Source organism: Methylobacterium sp. FW306-05-D (assembly GCF_058782155.1).
In genome coordinates this window covers 18,045-42,161 of record NZ_JBYSXL010000026.1, presented here as the reverse complement: position 1 = coordinate 42,161, position 24,117 = coordinate 18,045, and the positions used below count along the sequence as shown (strand labels likewise).

Annotated in this window: 21 protein-coding genes; 7 read left to right on the top strand and 14 right to left on the bottom strand. The window is 67.4% G+C overall.

Features of this window, described 5'->3' with window-relative positions:
- Positions 1–19: 19 nt before the first annotated feature.
- Together AC3WLN_RS11480 and AC3WLN_RS11475 are read right to left on the bottom strand one after the other, a co-directional pair.
- Positions 20–658, bottom strand: a complete 639-nt coding sequence (locus tag AC3WLN_RS11480) for a 2,3-bisphosphoglycerate-dependent phosphoglycerate mutase (protein ID WP_055958948.1) — start codon at positions 656–658, stop codon at positions 20–22.
- Positions 659–1,027: 369 nt separating this feature from the next.
- Positions 1,028–1,183 (bottom strand): hypothetical protein, encoded by a 156-nt coding sequence (locus AC3WLN_RS11475; RefSeq protein ID WP_156375892.1) that lies wholly within the window; start codon positions 1,181–1,183, stop codon positions 1,028–1,030.
- Between the two features lie 338 nt (positions 1,184–1,521).
- Here AC3WLN_RS11475 and AC3WLN_RS11470 point away from each other — a divergent pair, with 338 nt between their 5' ends.
- A complete protein-coding gene (locus AC3WLN_RS11470) occupies positions 1,522–4,128 on the top strand; it encodes an AAA family ATPase (protein WP_055958950.1) in 2,607 nt (868 codons plus the stop codon).
- Between the two features lie 229 nt (positions 4,129–4,357).
- Here the strand turns inward: AC3WLN_RS11470 and AC3WLN_RS11465 are convergent, their stop codons facing one another.
- From AC3WLN_RS11465 to AC3WLN_RS11445, 5 genes are all read right to left on the bottom strand, one after another.
- On the bottom strand, positions 4,358–4,603 hold the full coding sequence (locus AC3WLN_RS11465; RefSeq protein ID WP_055958954.1) for an SDR family oxidoreductase: 246 nt from the start codon (positions 4,601–4,603) through the stop codon (positions 4,358–4,360).
- 257 nt (positions 4,604–4,860) lie between these two features.
- Positions 4,861–5,604: a hypothetical protein gene (locus AC3WLN_RS11460; RefSeq protein ID WP_146180524.1), complete on the bottom strand. Its 744-nt coding sequence runs from the start codon at positions 5,602–5,604 to the stop codon at positions 4,861–4,863.
- Between the two features lie 168 nt (positions 5,605–5,772).
- A complete protein-coding gene (locus AC3WLN_RS11455) occupies positions 5,773–6,438 on the bottom strand; it encodes a hypothetical protein (RefSeq protein WP_056149076.1) in 666 nt (221 codons plus the stop codon).
- Entirely contained in the window at positions 6,435–7,037 is a 603-nt protein-coding gene (locus AC3WLN_RS11450) for a type II TA system antitoxin MqsA family protein (RefSeq protein ID WP_082473294.1), read from the bottom strand. The genes AC3WLN_RS11455 and AC3WLN_RS11450 overlap by 4 nt, the downstream gene beginning before the upstream one ends.
- The gene (locus tag AC3WLN_RS11445) at positions 7,034–7,351 is read right to left on the bottom strand and encodes a type II toxin-antitoxin system MqsR family toxin (RefSeq protein ID WP_055958963.1); all 318 of its coding nucleotides are present in this window, start codon (positions 7,349–7,351) and stop codon (positions 7,034–7,036) included. The genes AC3WLN_RS11450 and AC3WLN_RS11445 overlap by 4 nt, the downstream gene beginning before the upstream one ends.
- Positions 7,352–7,739: 388 nt before the next feature.
- Here AC3WLN_RS11445 and AC3WLN_RS11440 point away from each other — a divergent pair, with 388 nt between their 5' ends.
- From AC3WLN_RS11440 to AC3WLN_RS11430, 3 genes are all read left to right on the top strand, one after another.
- Positions 7,740–8,138: a hypothetical protein gene (locus tag AC3WLN_RS11440; protein ID WP_243214755.1), complete on the top strand. Its 399-nt coding sequence runs from the start codon at positions 7,740–7,742 to the stop codon at positions 8,136–8,138.
- A gap of 139 nt (positions 8,139–8,277) precedes the next feature.
- Positions 8,278–9,585 (top strand): efflux RND transporter periplasmic adaptor subunit, encoded by a 1,308-nt coding sequence (locus AC3WLN_RS11435; protein ID WP_055958966.1) that lies wholly within the window; start codon positions 8,278–8,280, stop codon positions 9,583–9,585.
- 11 nt (positions 9,586–9,596) lie between these two features.
- Positions 9,597–12,842: an efflux RND transporter permease subunit gene (locus tag AC3WLN_RS11430; protein ID WP_055958969.1), complete on the top strand. Its 3,246-nt coding sequence runs from the start codon at positions 9,597–9,599 to the stop codon at positions 12,840–12,842.
- A gap of 222 nt (positions 12,843–13,064) precedes the next feature.
- Here the strand turns inward: AC3WLN_RS11430 and AC3WLN_RS11425 are convergent, their stop codons facing one another.
- Positions 13,065–13,466 carry a MerR family transcriptional regulator gene (locus AC3WLN_RS11425; protein WP_055958972.1) on the bottom strand — a complete coding sequence of 134 codons (402 nt, stop codon included), beginning with the start codon at positions 13,464–13,466 and terminating at the stop codon, positions 13,065–13,067.
- 99 nt (positions 13,467–13,565) lie between these two features.
- On the opposite strand from AC3WLN_RS11425, the gene AC3WLN_RS11420 reads away from it, so the two are divergent.
- Together AC3WLN_RS11420 and AC3WLN_RS11415 are read left to right on the top strand one after the other, a co-directional pair.
- Positions 13,566–15,749, top strand: coding sequence for a heavy metal translocating P-type ATPase (locus tag AC3WLN_RS11420; RefSeq protein ID WP_055958976.1), 2,184 nt, complete (start codon positions 13,566–13,568; stop codon positions 15,747–15,749).
- Between the two features lie 232 nt (positions 15,750–15,981).
- On the top strand, positions 15,982–16,248 hold the full coding sequence (locus tag AC3WLN_RS11415; RefSeq protein ID WP_055958979.1) for a hypothetical protein: 267 nt from the start codon (positions 15,982–15,984) through the stop codon (positions 16,246–16,248).
- Positions 16,249–16,340: 92 nt separating this feature from the next.
- Here the strand turns inward: AC3WLN_RS11415 and AC3WLN_RS11410 are convergent, their stop codons facing one another.
- Together AC3WLN_RS11410 and AC3WLN_RS11405 are read right to left on the bottom strand one after the other, a co-directional pair.
- Positions 16,341–17,084, bottom strand: coding sequence for a DUF4396 domain-containing protein (locus AC3WLN_RS11410; protein ID WP_492481267.1), 744 nt, complete (start codon positions 17,082–17,084; stop codon positions 16,341–16,343).
- Between the two features lie 5 nt (positions 17,085–17,089).
- Positions 17,090–17,839 (bottom strand): MauE/DoxX family redox-associated membrane protein, encoded by a 750-nt coding sequence (locus AC3WLN_RS11405; protein ID WP_055958985.1) that lies wholly within the window; start codon positions 17,837–17,839, stop codon positions 17,090–17,092.
- Between the two features lie 137 nt (positions 17,840–17,976).
- On the opposite strand from AC3WLN_RS11405, the gene cueR reads away from it, so the two are divergent.
- On the top strand, positions 17,977–18,450 hold the full coding sequence (cueR, locus tag AC3WLN_RS11400) for a Cu(I)-responsive transcriptional regulator (RefSeq protein ID WP_055958989.1): 474 nt from the start codon (positions 17,977–17,979) through the stop codon (positions 18,448–18,450).
- Between the two features lie 28 nt (positions 18,451–18,478).
- On the opposite strand, the gene AC3WLN_RS11395 is transcribed toward cueR, so the two are convergent.
- The 4 genes from AC3WLN_RS11395 to AC3WLN_RS11380 all read right to left on the bottom strand — a co-directional run bounded on the left by AC3WLN_RS11395 (position 18,479) and on the right by AC3WLN_RS11380 (position 24,072).
- Entirely contained in the window at positions 18,479–18,811 is a 333-nt protein-coding gene (locus AC3WLN_RS11395) for a four-helix bundle copper-binding protein (RefSeq protein ID WP_055958992.1), read from the bottom strand.
- 160 nt (positions 18,812–18,971) lie between these two features.
- Positions 18,972–22,148 carry an efflux RND transporter permease subunit gene (locus AC3WLN_RS11390; RefSeq protein ID WP_492481264.1) on the bottom strand — a complete coding sequence of 1,059 codons (3,177 nt, stop codon included), beginning with the start codon at positions 22,146–22,148 and terminating at the stop codon, positions 18,972–18,974.
- Complete coding sequence (locus AC3WLN_RS11385) at positions 22,145–23,671, bottom strand: efflux RND transporter periplasmic adaptor subunit (protein WP_055958997.1); 1,527 nt, start codon at positions 23,669–23,671, stop codon at positions 22,145–22,147. Before AC3WLN_RS11385 ends, AC3WLN_RS11390 begins: the two co-directional genes overlap by 4 nt.
- Positions 23,668–24,072 carry a FixH family protein gene (locus AC3WLN_RS11380; protein WP_055959001.1) on the bottom strand — a complete coding sequence of 135 codons (405 nt, stop codon included), beginning with the start codon at positions 24,070–24,072 and terminating at the stop codon, positions 23,668–23,670. Before AC3WLN_RS11380 ends, AC3WLN_RS11385 begins: the two co-directional genes overlap by 4 nt.
- Positions 24,073–24,117: the final 45 nt, after the last annotated feature.

The following is a 24,117-nucleotide window of genomic DNA, read 5'->3' as shown; positions in this document are numbered from 1 at the left end:
GGGGGGCCGACAAGCGCATTCACCCGTCAATCCAGCGTGCCTTGATCGTCGTGTCCGCGGCAAACTCATAGATCCTGACGGAGCCCGTCGCGAGTTCGAGGTGCTCGACCTCCGCCGGGTTGAGGTCTTCGAGCGCCATCACAAGCGCCCGCAGGCAATTACCGTGGGCGACGACCAGCACGTCCCCGCCCATGACCGCCGGTAGGATGGATCGGAGGTAGCAGGGCACGATGCGCGCGACAGTGTCGCGCAGGCTCTCACCATTCGGCGGCGCATCAGCGTAGGAGCGGCGCCAGGTCTCAATCCGCACCGCCCCCCAGCGCGCATCGGCGGTGGTCTTGTCGAGCCCGCTGAGGTCGCCGTAGTCTCGCTCGTCGAGCGCGGCGAAGCGTTGGGGGATTAATCCGGGTTGCCCGAGCGCATCGAGGATAAGCCGGCCGCTCACGACGGCCCGCGTCAGCGTCGAGGTGAAGGCAACAGAAAAGCGCCAGCGGCGCTCGGCCAAACGCCGGCCGGCTGCCTCGGCTTCCATCCGGCCCTGCTCGGTCAAGGGCGAGTCCAGCAATCCCGTGAACAGGCCGGATCGGTTGGCTACGCTCTGGCCATGCCGGACCAGCACGAGACGTCGCGTGACCGGGGCTTTGCAATCGTGAATCACGCTGTCTCCCGAGGCAGAGCACTTTCGCGCCGGTGGCATCGCCTCTGATGAAGTCGGCATCCGGCTTTAACAAAATTCGACCCTGAGATGAGTTGGACCGACCGTCCGGAGACGGTGATTCATCCTTGGTCCGCTTTAGAACGTCTTGCGACTGAAAGCAGCCAAGCTGCTTGCCACCCTTCTCGGACGTTCACGGATGAGTACCAAGCGTCAGGTTCCGACCACTAGTACGACTGTGTCACGAAGCCCATAACAGACTGCAGAACCTGCGTTTTTCTCTCGCTGCCGCGCCGAGAAAGAGTGAGCAATATCAGGAACATAGAAAATTTTGTGACACAGCAGTACTAGGTGCCCGGCCCTCAACTCGGTCTAGCCGTGGGAATCCTTTATCCCCTCGCGGTAGCTGAGGCGGCACGGCTTGGCCGAGGGAACGACCTTCTTCACCCGCTCGCAGAAGGCGTCCATCGTGCCGGCATGAGCGACGGCGAGTTGCTGGGCCGCGTCGTCGCGGGTCCGGTCGGCCATCGCCGCGCCCCGGGACGCGTCGTAGCTCTTGATGATGCGGTCGTTGCGGATGCCGAGGAGGCGGCGGGTGGCTGAGATGACCTGGGCGGCTTGGGCGCGGGCGACCTGATCGACGAAGTGTGGGTAGCGTGACGCTCTAAAAGAAGCCCTTTGACGCTCTAACGCCGCGCAGGAAGATGGACATGCGCTTGAGCCACGTGAACTTCTTCAACAAAGTGGACAAGGCCTATAGGCGGCGACCCGAGGACTAACGGGGCGGAGCCCGCGACGACGTCGGCGCCCCTTACAGATCCGTGGCCTGCTGCTAAGCTCGAACCCATGCGGGGGAATGGGTCTCGATGGCGGCGACGGGTTCGGTCTTCGAGATCATCCTACAATGGTCGAGGAATAAGCCTGACTGGCAGCGGGACGCTCTGCGTCGCATCGTGGCAAAGCGCACCCTCGACGCCGACGATCACCGCGAGCTTGCGCTACTCTGTAAGAGGGGATGCGGCTTCCCAGGGATCGAGGTGACCCCGTCGCCCTTTGGCGTCGAGCATGTTCCGTCCATGGCCACCACTAGCGAGAAGGTGGCGCTAACCTCGATCAGGGACGTCATGGGTGTCAATCGGCTGGCTCCCGGCCAGGAACTCCAGTTTCAACCCGATGGGATCACGATCGTCTACGGCGACAACGGGGTGGGGAAATCCGGGTACGCCCGCATCCTGAAGCGGGCGTGCCGCGCGCGTTCCCCCGGCGAGATCCTGCCGAACGCCTTCGGCGGCGGTGCCGATGCGGGATCCGCCACGATCGGATGCGTCGTATCGGGCGATCCGATCGCGCCGCTGGCCTGGACCGACGCGGGCTCTCCCCACGCCCTCCTTTCCAGCGTCAGCGTCTTCGACCGCGAATGCGGAATGGTCCATGTGCGCGAGAGGAACGAGGTCGCGTTCCGTCCGTTCGGGCTCGACATCCCCGATGAGCTCGCCGGCGTCTGCCAAGCGATCCGCACGGCGCTGACGGCGGAACAGGGGGCGCTTGAGCAGGCGCGGGATTCGGCGTTCACGGAACCCGCGTTCGGGTCTGGGACCCGGGTCGGGCGGCTTCTCGGCGCGCTCGCTCCGGGTACCGACCTCGGACCCCTGGAGAAGCTGTCGAACCTGTCAGCGGAGGAGCGCGCAAGGCTTCGCCGGCTTGAGGAGGACCTGGCCCGCGACCCGGTCCGGGCCTCGGGGGAGCAGCGCGAGCTGGCCCGGGCCGTACGCCGCCTCTCCGAGGAGCTTGATAGGGTCTTCGGGGCGGTGTCGGATGCGGAGCTCACGCAGCTTGCGGCGCTCGCCGGGACCGCCCGCTCCAAACGCTCCGCCGCCTCGCTCGCGGCCGAACGCGCCTTCGGCGGAAGCGCCCTGAAGGGGGTCGGGGAGGCGACCTGGCGAGCCCTATGGGACGCGGCGCGGCATTACTCGGAGCATGTCGCCTACGAGGGGCACGACTTCCCGCGGACGGACGCGGAAGCGGTCTGCGTGCTCTGCCACCAGCCGATCTCCGAAGGGACCGGGGATCTGAAGCTGACCTTTGAGGAGTTCGTGAAGGCCGACAGCGAGCGCGAGGCGCGGAAGGCCGAGGTGGCCTACGAGGAGGCCCTGGGGAAGCTGTCGGGTCTGTCGCTGCGGATGTCCGGGTTTCCGCTGCGCCGCCAGCTGTCGGTGACCCATCCGGATGTCGCCGCCGCGATCCTGCGCGGGCTGGCGACCGTCCGGCTTCGGCGATGGATCTGCACGCGGGCACTCGCCGACCGCGGCGCGGGTCCAATGCCCGTGGTTGCGGCCGGCATCATCGGCACGCTAACGACTCTTGCGGATGATACGCAGGCCTATGCCAAGGAGCTTCTGACGGCGGTCGATCCCGCCGGTCGGGTACGGCTGGTTGCGGAACGGGACGAGTTGCGTGACCGCGCACTCTTGGAGGCACTGCTGCCGAAGGCGAGGATCGAGGTGGCACGGCTGAGCGAGCTGGCGGGTTTGAAGGACTGCCTGTCCGAGATGGCGACGAATGCCATCACGACGCTCGGCAACACGATCGCCGACAAGGTCATCACGCCGAAGGTCCGCGATCGCTTTCAGGAAGAGATCCAGAAGCTGGCCGCCCACAGGGTGAGGGTCGACATCGTCCGTTCGGGCGGCAGGTACGGCTCCCCGCAGTACCAGGTCCGGCTGTTCGCCAACGAGAGGGCGAAGGTCGGCGAGATCCTGAGCGAGGGCGAGCAGACCTGCGTGGCCCTGGCCGCCTTCCTGACCGAGCTCGCTACCGCGGCTCATGGATCGACGCTGGTCTTCGACGATCCGGTCTCCTCGCTGGACCATCGGTGGCGGCGCAAGGTCGCCGAGCGGCTGGTCGAGGAAGGGGGCGTCCGGCAGATTATCGTCTTCACGCATGACCTCGTCTTCCTGAACGACCTGCATGCGCTGTCAATCGACGGCAGGATCCCGGTCTCCCTGATCTCGCTCACCCACACCTCTGTCGGCGCGGGCGTCGTGAACCAGGGACTGCCCTGGATCGGGGCTAAGGTCCGGGAGCGCCTCGACGCTCTTGAGAAGGACGCGCGGGCGGCCAAGGTCCTCTACGACGACAATCGGGATGATGAGTACGGGGCTGCGGCCTCCCACTTCTTCAGCAGGTTACGAAGTACGTGGGAACGGGCCCTTGAGGAGGTGGCCTTCAACTGTGTCATCCAAAGGCACCGCGACTACATCAGCACCAAGGACCTGAGAAAGGTGGCGAGCCTGACCGTTGCCAACGTCGAGGATTTCGCCGCCGGCTTCAAACGGTGCTGCGATCAGACGGAAGCCCACGATCCATCTCCCGGGCGGAACGCTGCTCCCCTGCGCCCAGACGAACTGCTCAAGGCCGTCGGGGACCTGAGGGCCTGGGTGGACCAGCTTCGTGAGCAGCAAAAGGGCGTTTGACGGCCTTCTGTCATCGTCGCCTGCCGCAGTAGGTGCCGCGGCCACCTGGTTGAGAGCGACGGCGCCCTCCGCCGCGGCAGCCTGGCCCTGCTCGCCCCCAACACCATGCAAGGCCCCTTTCTAATGATCGCCGAGCGGATCCCCGACGCGCTGACCACCTCGACCTTCGAGCGGGATGCCGACCGGAACATCGCAGGCTGCGACGAGCCCTGATGCGCCTTAACGGTTTTCACCTATCAATCGGATTTGGAGGTGCGGGCCCCGGCCTACCGCCGATAGGCATCGTGCCAGGAGTGGTCATCCCACCATCGACGAGAAGGGTGTCGCCGACGATGTAGTCGGACAGGTCGCAGGCCAGGAGCGCGATGGCCGCGGCGATGTCCTCGACCCGTCCGATGCGACCATACGGGATCTGCGACACCGCACTGCGGAGATTTTTACCCTGCATCTCGCCCGCGTTAATGCCGGTCCTCACGGCGGGTCGATGGCGTTCACGCGCACCCCGCGCGGGGCGAATTCCTGGGCGAGGGTGCACATCAGCGTCGTCGTGCCGCCCTTCGAGGCCGCGCAATTAACGTGATCGCCCCACGGGATGCAGTCGTGTGACCTGAAGGCTCCCGACGCGATGGGAACCAGCGTCGTCGGCTGACTTCCCGGCTATTGAGCCAGCCCCGGCTTCTGTTCACTTCCGGCCGTTTGTAGTTTGCACTGATCAGTGTAAAAGGCAATTTTTCAAATATCAAAAATCGCCTTTTCATCGTCTATCGAAGGTAATCGGGGGCTCCTAAGCAGTCTCAATCTTTCATGTCTTACATATGCTGCCCTTTCAATTTGTCCTCTGAGTGAACTTCGCATGATTTCACCGGGGACAGTTTCGAGAATATCTGAAATTGTTTGATCTTTTATTGGTAAGAACAAACTCTTTTTCAGAACGCTTTTATTGAGAGGTTCTTTCCCCCAATATGTTTTTAAATCACGAATGACAGGCTGGATTTGATCAAGCACGGCAGCCCCATGTAATCGCGTGAATTCTAAGTGATCCATATCTTGATCATCATCGTGCATCCGATTTATATCTCTCAAGCAACATGCAGGAAATCCGTTTACATATAGATTTGACTCTGGTCTTGACAGACTAAATCTGAGATCAGTTGATATTTCTTGACAGTCAACTATTCCGAATGCGACGGCCTTAACGAGTAGGTCAACATCTTCAGTAAGTCGCTTGGGTCCAATTTTTATGAAAGGTAGCTTCTGTTCTCGCTGATACATACAGGCTTGTACGAAGCCGACAGCATCCAAATCAAAATTATGCGCAGTGAAGATTGCGCGAATTCTGAGTTCGATGTCGGACGGCGCAAGCTGATTTATATCAGCAAATATTCGAGGTTTTTCTATTTCCTCGTGAAATATTTTGTAGAATTCCGTGCCTCCGATACCTATCATGCCATTATTATCTCTCGTTGAGAGGTTCACGTAGAGAATGCGTGATAATTAGTTCGTGATTGATATATACAAGTACAATACAATCCGATGATATAGATCGCGTGACAACGCTTATAGCTTCTTAGATGCGCTTTCATCAAAACCCCGTTACCAAGGTTACAGCAAATCGCCGCGGCACACCGAAACTGATGCCCGGGCTCAGGCCTTGAGCGCCTCGATGCTGTCGAGGAGGTCTGGGCCGCCGGTCCGGCGGGCGCTCCACTTGCGGAAGATCGCGAGGACACTGCGATCGGTGATGCCGTGGCGGGCTGGGTTGTTCTCGTCCAGGACGCGCCGGAGCCGGGCGGGGACGTCGCGGTGCCAGAACTTGGTATGGTTCGGGCCGACCTCGCGTCCGAGTTCCTGGTAGGCGCCGTTGCCCGCCCAGCGCAGGCCCTTGGCGCCGAGCAGGGTACCGATCTCGCTGGCGCGGAAGTCGAGCTTCCGGCCGATACTGCCCGCGGTACAGATGTAGACCACTGCGGACTCCGCGGAGACGGTGGGCAGGTCCGGGGCGGCGCCCTCGCCGCCGACGCGGGCGAAGGCCTCCTCCGCCTTGCCGGTCCGGACGCCGTGCATCTCGGTGACGAGGAGCTCGACGCCGCGGGTGAGCCGCTCAATGAGCTCGCCTTGCCGCTGGAGGCGCTCATCCTGTTCCCGGACACGCGCTAGATGCTCACCGCGCTCGGCGCGGAGGATCTCGTTCTGCTCCCGGAACTGTGCCGCGATGGTCTCTCCCACGTCGCGCCGGAAATCCTCCATATCCGCGAGGGGTTTCCTCGGCGGAAGGTGGTGGAGCACGCCCATGGGAGGCTTCTCGCTCATGCGGCGACGGCTTCCGGGTTCGCGTGGTTACCGTGGAAGGCGTCGAAGGCCGCGTCGGCAGCGAGGGCGGCGAAGCGCTCGTGGTCGATCTCGGTGCGCCGCCCGAGGGCGTCGCGCATGACGGCGTGGGCGCGCTTGCGATCGTCAAGCTCGATCTGGGCGAAGACGCCCTCGGCCTCCGGGTTTACGACCCCGGCCGCAAGCATCTCGCGGCGGGCGAGGTAGGGGTCCCGGGCTAGGGCGCGGATGTAGCGGTCGGCGACCTTGCTCTGAGGAACCTTGCCGCGCTCCCAGCGGGTCCAGGTCTTCGGGCCGGTGGAGAGGATCTGTTCCATGTCGGCCTGGCGGAGCTTGTACTTGAGGCGGATGGCGTTGAGCTCGGCGGCGGACAGGAGCCCGTCCATCTCTCGCACGGCGTTGGCGACGGCGAGCTCGTGCTCAGAGATCTGAGAGCCCTGATAGCTGACGTTCCCGCATTCGGCGCAGACCATGCGACGGTCCTGGATGGCGAGGCTCTTCCCCGACCGTTCGACCACGAAGGGCTCGACGCGCTCGCAGACCGCGATCGCCTCGCAGGCTTGGCAGGCCTCCATCGTCATCGATCGATATCCTTCTTGAATGAGGTGACGACCAGGACGTCAGCGCCGGTGACCAGCAGCTTCAGGAACATCCAGTCGGCGCAGTCGTCGACCCAGATCGAGTAGTAGTCCGACACGGTGGTCGGGTGGTGTCTTCGCGTCGGCTCGGACTTGCTGAAGTGCGCCTCGCCCAATTCCGTCTGGATGATCGCCCGCAGGTCGTCAGTGTCGAGCTTACGGGTCCTGAGCTCTTCGAGGACGGGAGAAAAGAACGAACAGGCCTCCTCGTCGGCGGCGAGCGCGCGGACCTTTGCCAGGGGATTGTGCGGCGCCATCCAGCCTCCAAGAGGTAGCACCATGCTACCCGAACTTCAACCGCGGCATTCTGCTGAGGCTGGCGGCCCGGCTCCCTTGGTTGATCCTCGGTAAGCGTGGCCTGGAGCGTTTTACGCATGGGCCGGTGCGCGGTTCCGTCCCTTCGTGGAAGGGGCCGCCCGTGCCTAACCCAGCTCCATCTTTGGCTTGTCGGACGATCGCCAGGACCGGTTCCAAAACTAGGTGCGCAGCATGTCCGATGCCCGGTCCCGCTCCTCGCCGACCTGCTCGGGCGGGCGGGAATCGCGACGCTACGGCGACCCAAGTCGCAGAGGGGGGCGACGTCTCCGCGGACGCACCCCCGAGCATGTCGGCATTCGGATAGGCGTCCTGGGACGCCCGTCCGGCATGTACGAGCGCCTCCGGATCGTCCATAAGGCAGTCATGAGCGCGGGATTCCCGATCAGGGCCTACGAGGCGTCGCGCGGCTGGTGGGCGACCGCCGTCCGCCTGCTGTCGTTCGTCCTCCTCCTGGCGCTCATGGCGCCCTGTGCGATTTCCTCCGCCGACGCCCATCGCCTTCCTGATCACGCGCCCGCGTTCGCCACGTCCTCGCATAAGGGTGCGCCGGACCAGCCCGACGGGTGCCCGGCCTGCCATGCGACCTGCGGCTGCCATCTGGCCATTTGCATCGAGGCGTCACCCGGGATTCCGATCGCCACCGCCGGACGCCCGTCCTATGCCACGGCCGACGTCACCGTAGCCTCGATCTCCGCCGGTCGCCTTCCAAGGCCCCCTCGCGCCTGAGGCGGCACCGCCACGGCTGTGGCGGATGCAGACCGGACATCCCAGCGGATGCCGGCTCCTTGAGCGAGCTTGACTTGATCCGGACCGTCGACCCAGCCCCAGGCGGTGACCGCGGTCCTATGCGAACGGCCTCCCTTCCATGCGTGCAATCATATCCGTGGCCCTCCTGGCCATAGGCGTCGCCATCGGCGGTGCCGTCCCCCGCGTGTCCGAGACCGTGCGGGGCGCGCTGGCCGCCGCCGGCCTGTCCTCCACCGCGGCCAAGACTCCGGCGACCAACGCGGCCGTGACCGGGGCGCAGGCCACCAAGGTCGACGGCGACCACAAACACGCCGAGGGCGAGGCGCACGGCCACGACGAGGCAAGCGAGGGCAAGATCAAGATGACGGCCGAGCAGGCCGCCGAGCAGGACATCAAGCTGGCGCATGTCGAGGGCGGCATCCTCTCGCGCCATCTCCTGGTGCCCGGCACCATCACCCAGGACGCCGACCGGATCGCCCGGGTGCCTGCGCGGGTCGCCGGGACAGTGGCGGAGATGCGCAAGCGTCTCGGCGAAGACGTCGCCAAGGGCGAGATCGTCGCCGTCCTGGACAGCCGCGAGGTCGCGGATGCCAAGAGCGACTTCCTCACCGCGACGGTCAAGGCGGATCTGGAAAAGACCAACTTCGACCGGCAGCAGGCCCTCTGGGACAAGAGGATCTCGGCGGAATCGGCCTTCCTCAACGCGAAGGCCGCCTACTCCGAGGCGGGCCTGCGGGTCGATCTCTCCCGCCAGAAGCTATCGGCCCTCGGGCTGAACGCGACCGAGGTCGCCGCCGCGGCCAAGAAGGACGAAACCACTCCGAACTTGTCGTCGCTTCGCCGCTTCGAGCTCAGGTCCCCCCTCGCAGGGCGGATCGTGGAGCGCAAGGTCGACGTCGGAACGAAGGTCGGCAGCGAGGGGGACCCGGCCGACGTCTATACCGTGGCCGACCTCTCCTCCCTCTGGATCGAGCTCCCCGTCCCCACCACCGAGCTGTCCAAGGTCCGCGAGGGCGCCAGGGTGACTATCGTCGGGAGCGAGGACGCTCCCCGCCCCGAGGGCAAGGTCGTCTTCGTCAGCCCGATCCTCAACCCGGAGACGCGCTCGGCCCGGGTCATCGTCGCCCTGCCGAACAAGGACATGTCCTGGCGCCCGGGCACCTTCGTCACGACCGAGATCGAGATCGCCCAGGACAAGGTCGTTGTGCGGCTGCCGAAGTCCGCCATCCAGACCATCGGTGGCGAGAAGGTGGTGTTCGTGCGGACCGAGGAGGGCTTCTCGAAGCGGGAGGTGACCCTCGGCAAGGCGGACGACGATGCCTACGAGGTCGTCGCCGGCCTGGAGCCCGGCGACGAGGTCGCGGTGGCCAACTCCTTCGTCCTGAAGGCCGAGCTCGGCAAGGCCGAAGCCGACCACGACCACTGAGGGCGGCCGCCATGATCTCGAAGATCCTCGACTTCTCCGTCCGCCAGCGTTGGCTCGTGGTGCTCCTGTCGCTGCTCGCGGCCGGGTTCGGCGTGTTCTCACTGACGAAGCTTCCCATCGACGCGGTGCCGGACATCACCAACAACCAGGTGCAGATCAACACCACGGCGCCCTCGCTCTCGCCGAACGACATCGAGCGCATCATCACGTACCAGGTCGAGACCGCGCTCGCAGGCATCAAGGGCCTGGAATACACCCGCTCGCTATCCCGGAACGGGTTCTCCCAGGTCACCGCCGTCTTCTCCGAGGCGACGAACATCTATTTCGCCCGCCAGCAGGTCGCCGAGCGCCTTCAGGAGGCCGAGGCGGCGATGCCGTCCGGGGTCGAGCCGCGCATGGGGCCGATCTCGACGGGCCTGGGCGAGATCTACATGTGGTCGGTGCACTACGCGAAACCTGCCGAGCGCAAGGTCTCGAAGCCCGGTAAACCCGGTTGGCAGCCGGACGGCAGCTACCTCACACCCGAGAGCCACAGGCTCTCGACGGAGCTCGAACGCACGGCCTACCTGCGCACGGTCCAGGACTGGATCATTCGCCCACAGGTGAGGACCGTCCCAGGTGTGGCCGGCGTCGACGGCATCGGCGGCTTCGAGAAGCAGTACCACGTCCAGCCCGACCCGATGAGGCTGACGGCCCTCGACCTGTCCTTCGCCGACATCGGCAGGGCGCTGGAGGCCAACAACGCCAACCAGGGCGCGCGCTACCTGGAGGACAACGGCGAGGGCTACGTCGTGCGCGCCGCCGGCCGCTTGGAGAGCATGGAGGACATCGGGTCGGTCGTCGTGACCACACGCGGCGGCGTGCCGGTCCGCATCTCCGACGTCGCCGAGGTGCGGATCGGGCGCGATCTGCGCACCGGGTCGGGCAGCGAGGACGGGCAGGAGGTCGTCATCGGCACCGCCCTGATGCTCATCGGCGAGAACAGCCGCACCGTCGCCGCCGCGGTCGACGCGCGCATGACCGGCATCCGGCGCACGCTCCCGCCCGGCGTCGAGGTCCAGACGGTCCTCAATCGCACGGTCCTGGTCGAGGCCACCATCCGAACGGTCGCCAAGAACCTGGCCGAGGGCGCCGCCCTCGTCGTGGTCATCCTGTTCCTGCTGCTCGGCAACATCCGCGCGGCCATCGTCACGGCCCTAGTCATCCCGGTGGCGATGCTGATGACCATGACGGGCATGGTCCAGGGGCGCATCAGCGCCAACCTGATGAGCCTCGGGGCCCTCGATTTCGGCCTTATCGTCGACGGGGCAGTCATCATCACCGAGAACGCCCTTCGCCACCTCGCCGAACGCCAAGGGGAACTCGGGCGAAAGCTCGACTTGGAGGAGCGCCTCGCCACCGTGCGGGCCTCGGCCGAGGAGATGATCAAGCCCTCCCTCTACGGGCAGGCCATCATCATCCTCGTCTACGTGCCGCTCCTCACCTTCACCGGGGTCGAGGGCAAGATGTTCGAGCCGATGGCGCTTACCGTCATCATCGCCCTGGTCGCGGCCTTCGTCCTGTCGCTCACCTTCGTCCCGGCGATGATCTCCATCGTCATCACCGGCAAGGTCACCGAGACCGACAACTTCTTCGTCCGGGCGATCAAGGCCGCCTACCGCCCGGTCCTGGGGGCCGCCCTGCGCGTGCCCATGCTTTTCGTCGCGGTCGCCCTGGTGCTGCTCGTCGGAGCCGGCGTCCTGTTCAGGGGTCTGGGGCAGGAGTTCATCCCGCAGCTCGACGAGAAGAGCATCGCGTTGAACGCCCAGCGCATCCCGTCGACGTCCCTGTCGCAATCGCAGGCGATGCAATTGAAGGTCGAGCAGGCCATCGGCCGGTTCCCCCAGGTCGCCTACGTCTTCTCGAAGACCGGCACCGCCGAGGTCGCCTCGGACCCGATGCCGCCGAGCTCGTCGGACACCTTCGTCATCCTGAAGCCGCAAGCCGAATGGCCGGACCCGGACCTGTCCAAGGCCGAGTTGCAGGAGAGCATCGAGAAGGCCCTCGGGGCGCTCGCGGGCAACGTCTACGAGTTCTCCCAGCCCATCCAGCTTCGCTTCAACGAGCTGTTGGCCGGCACCCGCGGCGACCTCGCCGTAAAGGTCTTCGGCGATGATCTGGGCGCGATGACCGCGGCCGCGAACCAGATCGCCGGCATCCTGCGCGGGGTCGAGGGCGCGGACGACGTGAAGGTCGAGCAGACGGCTGGGCTGCCGTTCCTGGAGATCGGGATCAACAAGGCCGAGGCGGCCCGCCTGGGCCTGAGCACGTCCGCGATCCAGGACGTCATCGGGGCGGCCATCGGGGGCCGCGAGGCGGGCGTCGTCTTCGAGGGCGACCGGCGCTTCCCCATCGTCGTGCGCCTCAACGACAAGGTGCGCGAGGACCGCGAGGCCCTGGAGAACATCCCGGTGCCGTTGCCTCCCGGACCGAACGGGCGCGCCGCGTCCGTGCTCCTGAAGCAGGTCGCGAGCTTCTCGGTGACGGAGGGCCCGAACCAGATCTCGCGCGAGAACGGCCGGCGCCGGGTCGTGGTCACCGCCAACGTCCGGGGCCGCGACATCGGCTCGCTCGTGGCCGAGGCGCAAGACAAGGTGGCCACGGGGGTCTCACTTCCGGCCGGCTACTACGTCACCTGGGGCGGGCAATTCGAGAACCTGGCTTCCGCCCGCCAGCGCCTGATGGTGGTCGTCCCGGTGTGCTTCTTCCTGATCTTCCTGCTGCTGTTCTCGGCCCTGAACTCGGCCCGGGACGCGCTCCTGGTGTTCAGCGCGGTTCCTTTGGCGCTGACCGGGGGCATCGCCGCCCTATGGCTGCGGGGCATGCCGTTCTCGGTGCCCGCGGCCGTCGGCTTCATCGCCCTGTCCGGGGTGGCGGTGCTCAACGGCTTGGTGATGCTGACCTACATCAAGCAGCTCATCGCCGAGGGACGGCCAAGGCGCGAGGCCATCATGGAGGGCGCCATGACCCGGCTCCGTCCAGTGGCGATGACCGCGCTGGTGGCATCTCTCGGGTTCGTACCGATGGCGCTGGCGACCGAGACCGGGGCAGAGATCCAGCGCCCCCTGGCGACGGTAGTCATCGGCGGCCTCATCTCGGCGACCCTTCTGACCCTCGTCGTCCTGCCGGCCCTCTATGCCAGGTTCGCCGGTGCGGTCGCCCCCGAGAGGAAGGATCGGCCCATGCCGGTCCAACCGCATCTCCGCGCCGCCGAGTAGGAGGGTCGGCATGAGCAAGAAGGTCGCCCGAACCATCGCTGACTGGGGCGGCGGCGGCTCACGTCGCCGACGCCGCGTCAGGCCCCACGTCCGTCGCGCGGCCGGCCGGGCGTTCGCCCTGGCCCTCATCGCCATCCCGGCCTGCGTCTACCTTCTGTACTGCCTCTGCAACATCGGCGGGAGGACGCACTTCCACCTGATGCCGACGAGGCCGATCCATCCTCAGGACGGATCCCCGTGGGGAGACAAAGCCTCAATGATGCGGCAGTCGGCGACGGACCCGCAGCCGCACTGACCGATGACGTCACGCAGCTCATGCGCCAACCGGGTCAGGTCGGCCAGCTTGCGCTCGACCTGCGCCAGGTGGGCGCGGGCGATGGTGTCGACCTCGGCGCAGGACCGGTCGCGGTCGTCGGCCATGGCGAGAAGCTCCCGGATCTGGTCGACCGTGAAGCCGAGGTCCCGTCCCCGCCGGATGAAGCTCAGGCGGCGCAGGTGCTCCGGACCGTAGAGACGGTAGTTGCCCGCCGACCTTTCCGGCGCCGGCAGGAGCTTCACCTTCTCGTACCACCGGACCGTCTCGACGCGGGTGTTCGTCGCCGCGGCCAGGTCGCCGATGGTCATGGGGGGTGCGTGCGCCATGGCCTTGACCCTGTAGTTCCTACAGGGTGCATGTAGGGCCTCAGACCCTTCGGCGCGAGGCCCGGGTCGACGGAGCTTGCCATGTCAGGGCTAGGAACATCGGGAGCGGTCCCCGCGGGCGCCGCGCTGCGCTACCGCGTGAAGGGCATGGATTGCCCGAGCTGCGCGACCAAGATCGAAACGGCGGTAACCCGCCTGCCCGGCGTCCGCGACGTGCGCGTGAACTACACGGCCCAGGTCCTCGACCTCGTGCTCGACGAGGGCTCGACGCCCAGGGCGGACCTGGAGAACCGGATCACGGGGCTCGGCTATGGCGTCGGGTCCCTGCCGATCGCGGCCGACCTCGCCCGCTCGCAGACGACGGGCATCGCGGCCCCGGCCATCGTCGAGGAGGAGGCGGAGACCCCCGCCTGGCGCAGCCGCAAGGGGCTTTTGGCGCTGGGCATCGCCGTCCTGTTCGCAAGCGGATTTCTCCTGCAGACGGTTCGGCCCGGGCTGGCCGGGGAATACGCCTACTGGCCCGGCGCGCTCCTGGGTCTCGCCTTCTACGGACGCCGCGCCATCGCCGCCGCCCGCAACGGCTCGCCCTTCTCCATCGAGATGCTGATGTCGGTCGCCACCATCGGGGCGCTCGCCATCCATGCCGCCGAGGAAGCGGCGGTGGTGGTCCTCCTCTTCACCGTTGGCGAGATGCTCGAAGGCTTTGCGGCCGGCCGGTCCCGGGCCGGCATCAAGGCCCTCGTGGGCCTGGTGCCGAAGACGGCGCGCCTGGTCGAGGGGGACGGCGCCGTGCGTGAGGTGGCGGCCGCCTCCCTGGTGATCGGCCAAACCGTGCTGGTGCGCCCGGGTGACCGCGTCCCTGCGGACGGCGAGGTCACGGACGGCACGTCGAGCCTCGACGAGTCCCCGATCACGGGGGAATCGGTGCCCCGGCCAAAGGAGGTCGGGGACGCCGTCTATGCCGGCAGCGTCAATGCGGACGGGGCCCTGCAGGTCAGGGTCGCCCGGATGCCGTCGGACAACACCGTCGCCCGCATCCTGCACATGGTGGAGGAGGCGCAGGCGTCGAAGTCGCCGACCGCCCGGTTCATCGACCGCTTCAGCGCCGTCTACACCCCGGTCGCCTTCGCGGTCGCCGCGCTGGCGACGCTTGGCCCGCCGCTGCTGCTCGGCGCCGACTGGGGCACCTGGATCTATCGCGGACTGGCGTTGCTCCTCATCGCCTGCCCCTGCGCCCTCGTGCTCTCGACCCCGGCCGCCATCGCCTCGGGTCTTGCCGCCGGAGCGCGGCGGGGACTGCTGGTGAAGGGCGGCGCCGCCCTGGAGACCATCGGACGGGTGCGTACCGTCGCGTTCGACAAGACGGGGACGCTCACGGCAGGGCGTCCAAGGGTCACCGACGTCCTCCGATTTGCCCCGGACATGACGGATCGCACCCTGCTCGGGCTCGCGGCGACGGTGGAGGCCGGATCGAGCCACCCCATCGCTCGTGCGATCCTCGAACGTACGGAGGCCGACGCCATCCCCCTGCGCCCCGTACGCGATGCCCGTGCGGTTCCCGGCAAGGCCGTCCAGGCCACGGTTGCGGGACGCACGGTCGCGGTGGCATCCCCGCGCCACGCCGCGACACTGGCCAGCCTCTCGCCGGAAGCGGAAGCAACGGTGCGGGCCCTTGAGGAAGCGGGCAAGACCGCCGTCGTCGTGGTTCGGGACGGAGAGGCGCTCGGCGTCGTGGCGGTCCGGGACGAGCCCAGACAGGATGCGGCCGCCGGCGTCGCGGCCCTGCGCCGGCTTGGGGTCGAATGCGTGATGCTGACCGGCGACAACCGGCGCACCGGCGAGGCCATCGCCAAGGGCCTGGGACTATCGGTCCGGGCCGACCTGCTGCCGGCCGACAAGCTCGCCGAGATCGGCGCGTTGAAGGAGGTCGGGCCGGTCGCGATGGTCGGCGACGGCATCAACGATGCCCCCGCGCTCGCCTCCGCCAGCGTCGGGATCGCGATGGGCGGCGGCACCGATGCGGCGCTGGAGACAGCCGATGCGGCCATCCTCAACGACCGGGTGACGGACGTGGCGGCGCTCGTGGCGCTCTCCCGGGCGACGCTCGGCAACATCCATCAGAACGTGGCCATCTCCCTCGGGCTGAAGGGCGTGTTCCTGGTGACGACACTCGCCGGCATCACCGGGCTATGGCCGGCCATTCTGGCGGATACCGGGGCGACCGTCCTGGTGACGGCCAACGCCCTTCGCCTGCTTCGGGCCTGAGACGACGGTTTCGTGCTGGCTACGCGCCGGTGCCATCGTTGTGACCGGAGGCCGGAAACCACGACGCCGAGTTTCCGGAAAAGCTTTCCTTATCCAAGGCGACCGGGAGACTGCGCACCCACGGAACCGTCTCAGAAGCGGAGCCGTTCCTCGTCGCTCCCGTACCGTCCGTGCCGGTCCCATGATCGGCTCGGGCGAGACCGAGCCACCAACAACCCACGAGGAAGCCCCCATGAGGAAGTCCCTTTTCGCCGTCGCTGCCCTGGCCGCGCTCGGCGCCATCGGCATCGCCGCCCCCGCGTCGGCAGCCCCGGGCATGGTCGGCGCCGTCGAGGCCCAGACCAGCATCGTCGACGTCCGCATGGACGGGATGCACGGCCACCGCGGCCATGGCCGCATGATGGGCCATCGTCACGGGCACGGCCACATGATGCGCCACCATCACCACCGCGGCCACATGATGCGCCACGGTCATGGTCATCGCCACCACCGCATGTGATCGTCCAGGGGCCCTTCGGGGCCCCTTATTCCTTCTCTATTAAAACGACGGACCTCAAGGCAGGCAGGTCGCGCGGCCTGGCGGAAGCGAGCTTACATCCGCTCCTTGATGCTGGAGCCGACGAGCCACCAGTTCACCGGGTAGCTGGTCATGAATCCCGCGACCACGGCGACCTGCATGGCGAACCAGAACTCAACTGAGTTCACCGGCGCCCGTTGACCGGCAAGGTGCGGGAACACGGCGAACTGCGCGAGCGCCATGAAGCCGTACATGCCGACCTGCCAGGCGATCAGCGACAAGGTGTCGGCCTTGAGCGCGGCGACGATGCCCCGGCCCGGGGAGAGCCCGCGCATCGGCACGATGGCGTAATACTGGAACACGATCCCAAGCCCGAAGGCGAAGACGAAGTCCAGCGCCCAGACCGCGTACATCTTCTCCTCGAACAGCGACTGCCAGCCGAACCAGACCGCCACCACCGGCGCCAGGAAGGCGAGCCACTCGGCGGCGACGTCGCCCAGCATGCAGCCGCTCCCGCAGTGGAGCGCGCCCTTGCCCACCATCACCGGGAACGGCGTTTGCGTCATGTTCGGCGGCTTCTCGTCCCGCTCCATCGCGCGGTGTTGCGCCTCCATGGTCGCGAGGCGGCCATAGCGAAAGTAGGCCCAGACCACGACCACCGTGCCGAACAAGGCGCTGACCGGCCAGACCACGTTCATCACGGTCATGTGCTGCGGATGCCGAATGACCTGCACCGACAGCAGCAACGAGCAGGCGGCCCCGAGCAGCAGGGCCAGGATCGAGAGCGCGTGGAGCCAGGCGGGGAACGTCGTGGCCATGCCGCTCAATGCCCCATCGCCAGCATCCAGACGGCCATGGCGACCATCATCACATTCTCGGTCAACGAGACGAAGCCGAGCGGCACCTTGCTCGATCCGCCGACGCAGGCGCACTTGATCTCGCGCTTGTCGACGTAGACCGCCTTGAACACCGAGACCGCGCCGATGGTGCCGATGAACAGGGCCACGGGGATCGACAGCCAGTTAAGGGCGCCGGCCACCATCAGGACGCCGGCGATGCCCTCCAGGAACGGGTAGGCGTAGGCGTAGCGCACCCAGCGCTTGGCCAGCAGGTCGTAGCCGAGGAACATCGACGAGAAGGTCTCGACGTCCTGCAGCTTGAGGAGGGCGAGGACGCACATGCTGAAGGCGATGTACCACTCGCCCGCCCGGACCGTCAGGGGCGTGCCGTACACGGCGTAGCTCGCCGCGAGCGCCATCAGCGCGGTCATCGAGAACACCGCCACCACCGGCGTGTAGGTCGTCGCGTTCGGGTCGTTGGCGGCCTGGCCGAAATGCCGCCTGAGGTCGTCGAAACCCCCGACGCGCTCGCCGTTGATGAAGGTCTGGGGCGTCGACTTGACCGCATGCTCGGCCTTGAAGCGGTCGGTCTCCTCGCGGGTGGTCAGCCAATGGTCCTCCACCTGGAAGCCCTGGCGTTCGAGGAGGTCCTTCGCCTTGAGGCCGTAGGGGCACGTGTGCTGCGGCATCATCATGCGGTACAGGACGGCCTTGCGGGACGCGGTGGCTTGCATCGGAAACTCCGTGGGTTGTCGGGGCGCGATGCCGTCCGGGCCTCGAAGTGGAAGCAGGGTGCGGGCAGCGGCCGATTGGGCTTGCGGACCTTCCTGCACCTTCCCATCATAGGAAGGTCAACGGAGGGACTCTCACGATGAACATTGGCGAGGCGAGCCGGGCCTCCGGGGTCTCGGCCAAGATGATCCGGCACTACGAGAGCATCGGGCTCGTGCCCCCGGCGGACCGGCGCGACAGCGGCTATCGCGATTATGGCACCGCCGACCTGCACCGGCTCGGCTTCATCCGGCACGCCCGGGACCTGGGCTTCTCGCTGGACCGCATCCGGGTGCTGCTCGGGCTCTGGAGCGACCCTGCCCGCAGCAACGCCGAGGTGAAGGCCATCGCGAGGGCCCACGTGAAGGAGCTCGAACAGCGGGCCCGCCAACTCAACGAGATGGCGAACGCCCTCCGGTCCCTGGCCGACGCCTGCGATGGCGACGGCCGGCCGGACTGCCCGATCATCGCCAGCCTGGAGACCGGGGCGAACGTCCCGCCCTGCCATCCGGGCGCCTCCCCGGGGGCGATGCCGCCCCCCGCACCGCGCCGGAAGGCCGTGGCCGGTCGCTGAGTCCGAACCGGCCCCGGCGGCGCTTCGGTCAGGCAGCCATCTTCCGGCAGCTCTCGGCGCAGCGGCGGCACTGCTCGACGCAATGCTGCATGTCGCCGACCTGCTCGCAGCTTCGGGCACAATCCTCGCAGACGTCGGCGCACTCGGCGCAGGTGTGCTTGTGATGCCTCGTCCCGATCAGCATGAAGTGCGCCGACGTCCGGCACATCTCGGCGCAGGCCAGCATCAGGCGGAAGTGCTCGGGCTCGACGTGCTTGCCGCCGGCCGGCAGGCAGCGGTTCGAGGCCATGCCGAGGCAGGTCTGGTAGCAGCGAAGACATTCGTCGATGCAGGACTGCATCTCGCTCGACATATTGCTCATGTGAAGCTCCTTGATGTTAGACAAAAAGAAACGAGCGTCAGCACTGGATGACAGTACCCCTCCAGTATTGCCTTGCTCATTCTGTCAACTCAGACGGCTATAGTTCGTTCTAATAAATTCCTTCTCTCATGCCCGGGATACTCAATCCGTCCGCAAGCGCCTACTCCGCCGCCTCGCGGTAAGCGGGTCGTTCGGCCGGGGCGACGCTCGCCGGCGTCTCGGCGGCCGCGGACAGACCCCATCCCTTCACGAGGGCGTAGACCGCCGGGATGACGACCAGCGTCAGCACGGTCGAGGACACCATCCCGCCGATCATCGGCACGGCGATGCGCTGCATCACTTCGGAGCCGGCGCCCGTGCTCCACAGGATCGGGATCAGGCCGGCCATGATGGCGGTCACGGTCATCATCTTCGGGCGAACCCGCTCGACCGCACCGACCATGATCGCCCGCCGCAGGTCCTCGCGGTTCAGGGGCCGCCCCTCGCGTGCGCAGGCGGCCCGGACCTCGTCGAGCGCGTGGTCGAGGTAGACCAGCATGATCACCCCTGTCTCGGCGGCGACGCCGGCGAGCGCGATGAAGCCCACCGCCACGGCCACCGACATGTTGAAGCCCATCCACCACATCAGCCAGATGCCGCCGACCAGGGCGAACGGCAGCGACAGCATGACGATGAGCGTCTCGGTCAGGCGCCGGAAGTTGATGAACAGCAGCAGGAACACGACGAGCAGCGTCAGCGGCACCACGACCTTCAGGCGCGCCTCGGCCCGCTCCAGGTATTCGTACTGCCCGCTCCACTGCAGGGTCGTGCCCTGTGGGAGCTTGACCTCGTCCACCACGGCCTTGCGCGCCTCGGCCACGTAGCCGCCGAGGTCGCGCCCATTGATGTCGACGAAGATGTAGACCGCAAGCTGTCCGTTCTCCGTGCGGATCGAGGTCGGGCCCCGGGTGAGTTCGACCTTGGCGACCTCGCGCAACGGCACCGTGCCCCCAGCCGGGAGTGGCACCTGCACCTCGTCGGCGATGGCCCGCGGATCGGACCGGAAGGCCCGGGGGTAGCGGACGTTGACGGTGTAGCGTTCGCGTCCCTCGACGGTGTTCGTCACGCTCTGGCCGCCAAGCGCCGTCGCGATGACGTCCTGCACGTCCCCGACCATCAGCCCGTAGCGCCCGAGCGCCTCCCGGTCCGGCGTGATGTCGAGGAAGTAGCCGCCGATGACCCGCTCGGCGTAGGCGCTCGACGTGCCCGGCACGTTGCGCACCACCGCCTCGACCTGGCGAGCGACCCCTTCCATCTCCTTAAGGTCGGTGCCCAGCACCTTGATGCCGACGGGCGTGCGAATGCCGGTCGAGAGCATGTCGATGCGGGCGCGGATCGGCTGCGTCCATGCATTCGACACGCCCGGGAACTGCAGGGCCTTGTCCATCTCGGCCTTGAGGCTCGCCAGCGTCACGCCGGGGCGCCACTCGGACGGCGGCTTCAGCGCGATGACCGTCTCGAACATCTCCATCGGCGCCGGGTCGGTCGCGGTGTTGGCGCGGCCCGCCTTGCCGTAGACCGAGGCTACCTCCGGGAAGGATTTTATGATGCGGTCCTGGGTCGCGAGGAGCTCGCCGGCCTTGGTCACCGACAGGCCCGGCAGGGTCGTCGGCATGTACATCAGCGTGCCCTCGTTGAGGTCGGGCATGAACTCCGAGCCGAGCTGACGGGCCGGCCACACGGTCGCCGCCAGCACCCCGAGGGCGAGCAGGACAGTCAGCACCCGCGCCCGCAGGACGCCCGCGATGAGCGGCCGGTAGAGCCAGATCAGGAGCCGGTTCAGCGGGTTCCTGTGCTCCGGGATGATCCGGCCCCGCACGAACAGCACCATCAGCGCGGGGACCAAGGTCACCGACAGGATCGCGGCTGCCGCCATGGCGAAGGTCTTGGTGAAGGCCAGCGGCCCGAACAGCCGGCCTTCCTGGCTCTCCAGTGTGAAGATCGGCAGGAAGCTGACCGTGATGATGAGGAGCGAGAAGAACAGGGATGGGCCGACCTCGGACGCCGCCTCCACCAGGATCTCCGTCCGCGGCTTGCCTGGCGGCGCCCGTTCCAGGTGCTTGTGGGCGTTCTCGATCATCACGATGGCGGCGTCGATCATGGCGCCGACCGCGATGGCGATGCCGCCCAGGCTCATGATGTTGGCGCCGAGACCCAGGGCTCGCATGCCGACGAACGCCATCAGGATCCCGACCGGCAGCATCAGGATGGCGACGAGCGCGCTCCTCACATGCAGCAGGAACACGACGCACACGAGCGAGACGACGACGCTCTCCTCGACCAGCGTGTGCCGCAGGGTGTCGATGGCCGCGTCGATGAGCTGGGAGCGGTCGTAGACCGGCAGGATCTCGGTGCCCGCGGGCAGGCTTTTCGCCACCTCCGCAAGCTTCGCCTTCACGCCCTCGATGACGTTCAGCGCGTTCGCGCCGAAGCGCTGCAGGACGATGCCGCCGGCGACCTCGCCCTCGCCGTTCATCTCGGTGATGCCCCGACGCTCGTCCGGTCCGAGCTCGACCCGGGCGACGTCCCGGACCCGCAGCGGCGTGCCGCCGGAAGTCTTGAGGACGATGTTCTCGATGTCGGCGACGCCCCTCAGGTAGCCGCGACCGCGGACCATGAACTCGAACTCGGAGAGCTCGACCGTGCGGCCGCCGACGTCGGCGTTGCTCGACCGGATTGCGTCCCGGAGCTTGTTGAGGGAGATGCCCTGGGCACGAAGCCGGTTCGGGTCGACCACGACGTTGTACTGCTTGACGAAGCCGCCGACGCCGGCGACCTCGGCGACGCCCTCTGCCCGCGAGGCCCCGAACCGGATCACCCAGTCCTGCAGGGAGCGAAGCTCGGCGAGCGTCCGTTCCTTTGCGACGACGACGTACTGGTAGACCCAACCCACGCCCGTGGCGTCGGGGCCGAGTGTCGGGGTTACCCCGGCCGGCAGGCGGCTCGCCGCGGCGTTGAGGTATTCGAGCACCCGCGAGCGGCCCCAGTACGGGTCGGTGCCGTCCTCGAAGATGACGTAGACGAACGACACGCCGAAGAACGAGAAGCCGCGCACCACCTTCGCCTTCGGCACCGTCAACATGGCGGTGGTCAGCGGGTAGGTGACCTGATCCTCCACGACCTGTGGCGCCTGGCCCGGGTACTCCGTGTAGACGATGGCCTGCACGTCCGAGAGGTCGGGGATGGCGTCGAGCGGCAGGGTGCGCAGCGACATCACCCCGACCGCGACGGCGAACACGGTCCCAACCAGCACCAGGACGAGGTTACGTGCCGACCAGCCAATGAGGCGCGCGATCATGGCGTGCCTCCCGCGTCGGCGGCCAGCCGGTCGTCCTTGGGCGGCGCCATGCCCTGGAGGGCCGCCTTCAGGTTGCTCTCGGCGTCGATGAGGAAGTTCGCGGAGGTCACGACGCGGTCGCCGGCCGAGATGCCGTCGCGGATCTCGGTGTAGCCGGTGCCGCGCACGCCGACCTTGACCTCCTTCGGCTCGAAACGGCCTTCCCCGCGGTCGAGGAGCACCACCTGCCGCTCGCCGGTGTCGATGACGGCGTCGTCCGGCACCGCGACCACGGGCTTGGTGTCGCCGGTCGCGACCTCGACGTCGGCATACATGTCGGGCAGCAAGGTGCCGTCGGGGTTCGGGAGCTCGATGCGCACCCGCGTGGCCCGGGTCTCCGGGTTCACCTGCGGATAGATCGTCCCGACCTTGCCGGAGTAGATGCGCCCCGGGGCCGAGCGCAGGCGGATCGTGGCGGCTTGCCCGACGCGGACGTTGGAAAGGTCGCGCTCGGGCACGTCGGCGAGCACCCACATCGTCGCGATGTCGCCGATGCGGAACAGGGTATCGCCGGCCGCGGCCTTCATGCCCTCGATGGCGGTCCGTTGCAGGACGATGCCGTCCCGGGGCGACGACCAGGTGATGGCCATCGGCACGTTCCGGGTCCGCTCCATCTCGTCGATCACCGCCTCGGAGACGTTCAGGTTCCGCAGGCGCCGCCTCGCGCCGTCGAAGCCCGGGTTGGCGATGAGCTGGGCCGCCGCCGCGTTGATCTCGGGCGAGTAGACGTGGACCAGCGCCTGGCCCTTGCGGACGCGGTCGCCGGTGGTGACGTTCTCGACATGGTCGACGTAGGCGTCCGACCGGGTCGCGATGACCGTCACCCGCCGCTCGTCGAGGGCGACCGTGCCGGGCACCCGGACGGGCTGCGCCACCACCCGGCGCTCGATGACCTCGGTCCGCACGCCGGTGCGCTGCACCTTGCCGGGCGAGACGGTGACGACGTTGCCGTCGCTGTCCTCACCCTCGTAGACGGGGATGTAGTCCATCCCCATCGAATCCTTCTTGGGCGTGGCCGAGGTGTCCGGCAGCCCCATCGGGTTGCGGTAGTAGCGGATGCGGCGGGCGCCCGCGGCGGGCTTCGCGTCCCCGGCCTTCCCCATGTCCTGGGCGGCCAAGTCATGCCCGGCCATCCCCTGGCCGGCCATGTCGGCAGGCATGGCCTCGCCGTCGTCCGAAGCGTCGAAGCGCACGTCCTCGCTGGCGTGGACCGCGCGGAACTCCCGGCCATCCGCGGTCGCCATCGGCGACAGCGAGTAGACCGGCTTCCCGTCCGGGTCCTGGTAGTAGACCACCGGTCCGGCCGCCTTCGTGGGGGCCGTAGCCTGCGCGGCCGGCATGGGGGCCGGAGACCACCGGGCGAGCTCCGTCCGGGCGCGCTCGGCGAGCGCCGGCACGGGGTTCTCCCCATGCCCCGCGACATAGCCGGCGCCCCCCGCCGCGAGTGCGGCGAGGGTCCCGGCGAACCAGGCCGCGCGGCTCACTTGACGGCCTTGAAGACCAGCTTGTCCTCGACCGTGCCGGTCTCGCCCTGGACCTTGGCCCCGAGCGACAGGCGCCAGCCGCCGGCCATCGTGAGCTTCGCCTTGAAGCGATAGACGCCCGGCTCGGTCGTGGGGAGCTGCTCGATCTTCGAGGTCATCTCGTCCATGCTGTCGGGCGCCATGTCGATGCGCTTGGCGAAGATCACGGCGTCGGGAACCGGCTTGCCGCTGCGCTTATCGAGAAGGCGCACCGACAGGACAGCCTCGCCGACCTTGGCCTCCTGCTGCAAGAGCTCGAAGCGGTAGTCCTTGATGTCGGCAAGCGCCGGGAACGCGGTCGCCGACAGGGCGGCACCGAGCAGCGCCGCCGAGACGGCGCGCGGAAAAGGCTTCTGGGTCACGGGTGTTGTCTCCTGAACGCGATGGCGGGCCGCGCGTGGACGCGC

Bases quoted from the DNA above. Each gene is read 5' to 3' on its own strand.
- AC3WLN_RS11475 (WP_156375892.1), bottom strand. From the start codon at position 1,183: ATGGCCGACCGGACCCGCGACGACGCGGCCCAGCAACTCGCCGTCGCT.
- AC3WLN_RS11470 (WP_055958950.1), top strand. From the start codon at position 1,522: ATGGCGGCGACGGGTTCGGTCTTCGAGATCATCCTACAATGGTCGAGG.
- AC3WLN_RS11455 (WP_056149076.1), bottom strand. From the start codon at position 6,438: ATGAGCGAGAAGCCTCCCATGGGCGTGCTCCACCACCTTCCGCCGAGG.
- AC3WLN_RS11450 (WP_082473294.1), bottom strand. From the start codon at position 7,037: ATGACGATGGAGGCCTGCCAAGCCTGCGAGGCGATCGCGGTCTGCGAG.
- AC3WLN_RS11445 (WP_055958963.1), bottom strand. From the start codon at position 7,351: ATGGCGCCGCACAATCCCCTGGCAAAGGTCCGCGCGCTCGCCGCCGAC.
- AC3WLN_RS11440 (WP_243214755.1), top strand. From the start codon at position 7,740: ATGTACGAGCGCCTCCGGATCGTCCATAAGGCAGTCATGAGCGCGGGA.
- AC3WLN_RS11435 (WP_055958966.1), top strand. From the start codon at position 8,278: ATGCGTGCAATCATATCCGTGGCCCTCCTGGCCATAGGCGTCGCCATC.
- AC3WLN_RS11430 (WP_055958969.1), top strand. From the start codon at position 9,597: ATGATCTCGAAGATCCTCGACTTCTCCGTCCGCCAGCGTTGGCTCGTG.
- AC3WLN_RS11425 (WP_055958972.1), bottom strand. From the start codon at position 13,466: ATGACCATCGGCGACCTGGCCGCGGCGACGAACACCCGCGTCGAGACG.
- AC3WLN_RS11420 (WP_055958976.1), top strand. From the start codon at position 13,566: ATGTCAGGGCTAGGAACATCGGGAGCGGTCCCCGCGGGCGCCGCGCTG.
- AC3WLN_RS11415 (WP_055958979.1), top strand. From the start codon at position 15,982: ATGAGGAAGTCCCTTTTCGCCGTCGCTGCCCTGGCCGCGCTCGGCGCC.
- AC3WLN_RS11410 (WP_492481267.1), bottom strand. From the start codon at position 17,084: ATGGCCACGACGTTCCCCGCCTGGCTCCACGCGCTCTCGATCCTGGCC.
- AC3WLN_RS11405 (WP_055958985.1), bottom strand. From the start codon at position 17,839: ATGCAAGCCACCGCGTCCCGCAAGGCCGTCCTGTACCGCATGATGATG.
- cueR (WP_055958989.1), top strand. From the start codon at position 17,977: ATGAACATTGGCGAGGCGAGCCGGGCCTCCGGGGTCTCGGCCAAGATG.
- AC3WLN_RS11395 (WP_055958992.1), bottom strand. From the start codon at position 18,811: ATGAGCAATATGTCGAGCGAGATGCAGTCCTGCATCGACGAATGTCTT.
- AC3WLN_RS11390 (WP_492481264.1), bottom strand. From the start codon at position 22,148: ATGATCGCGCGCCTCATTGGCTGGTCGGCACGTAACCTCGTCCTGGTG.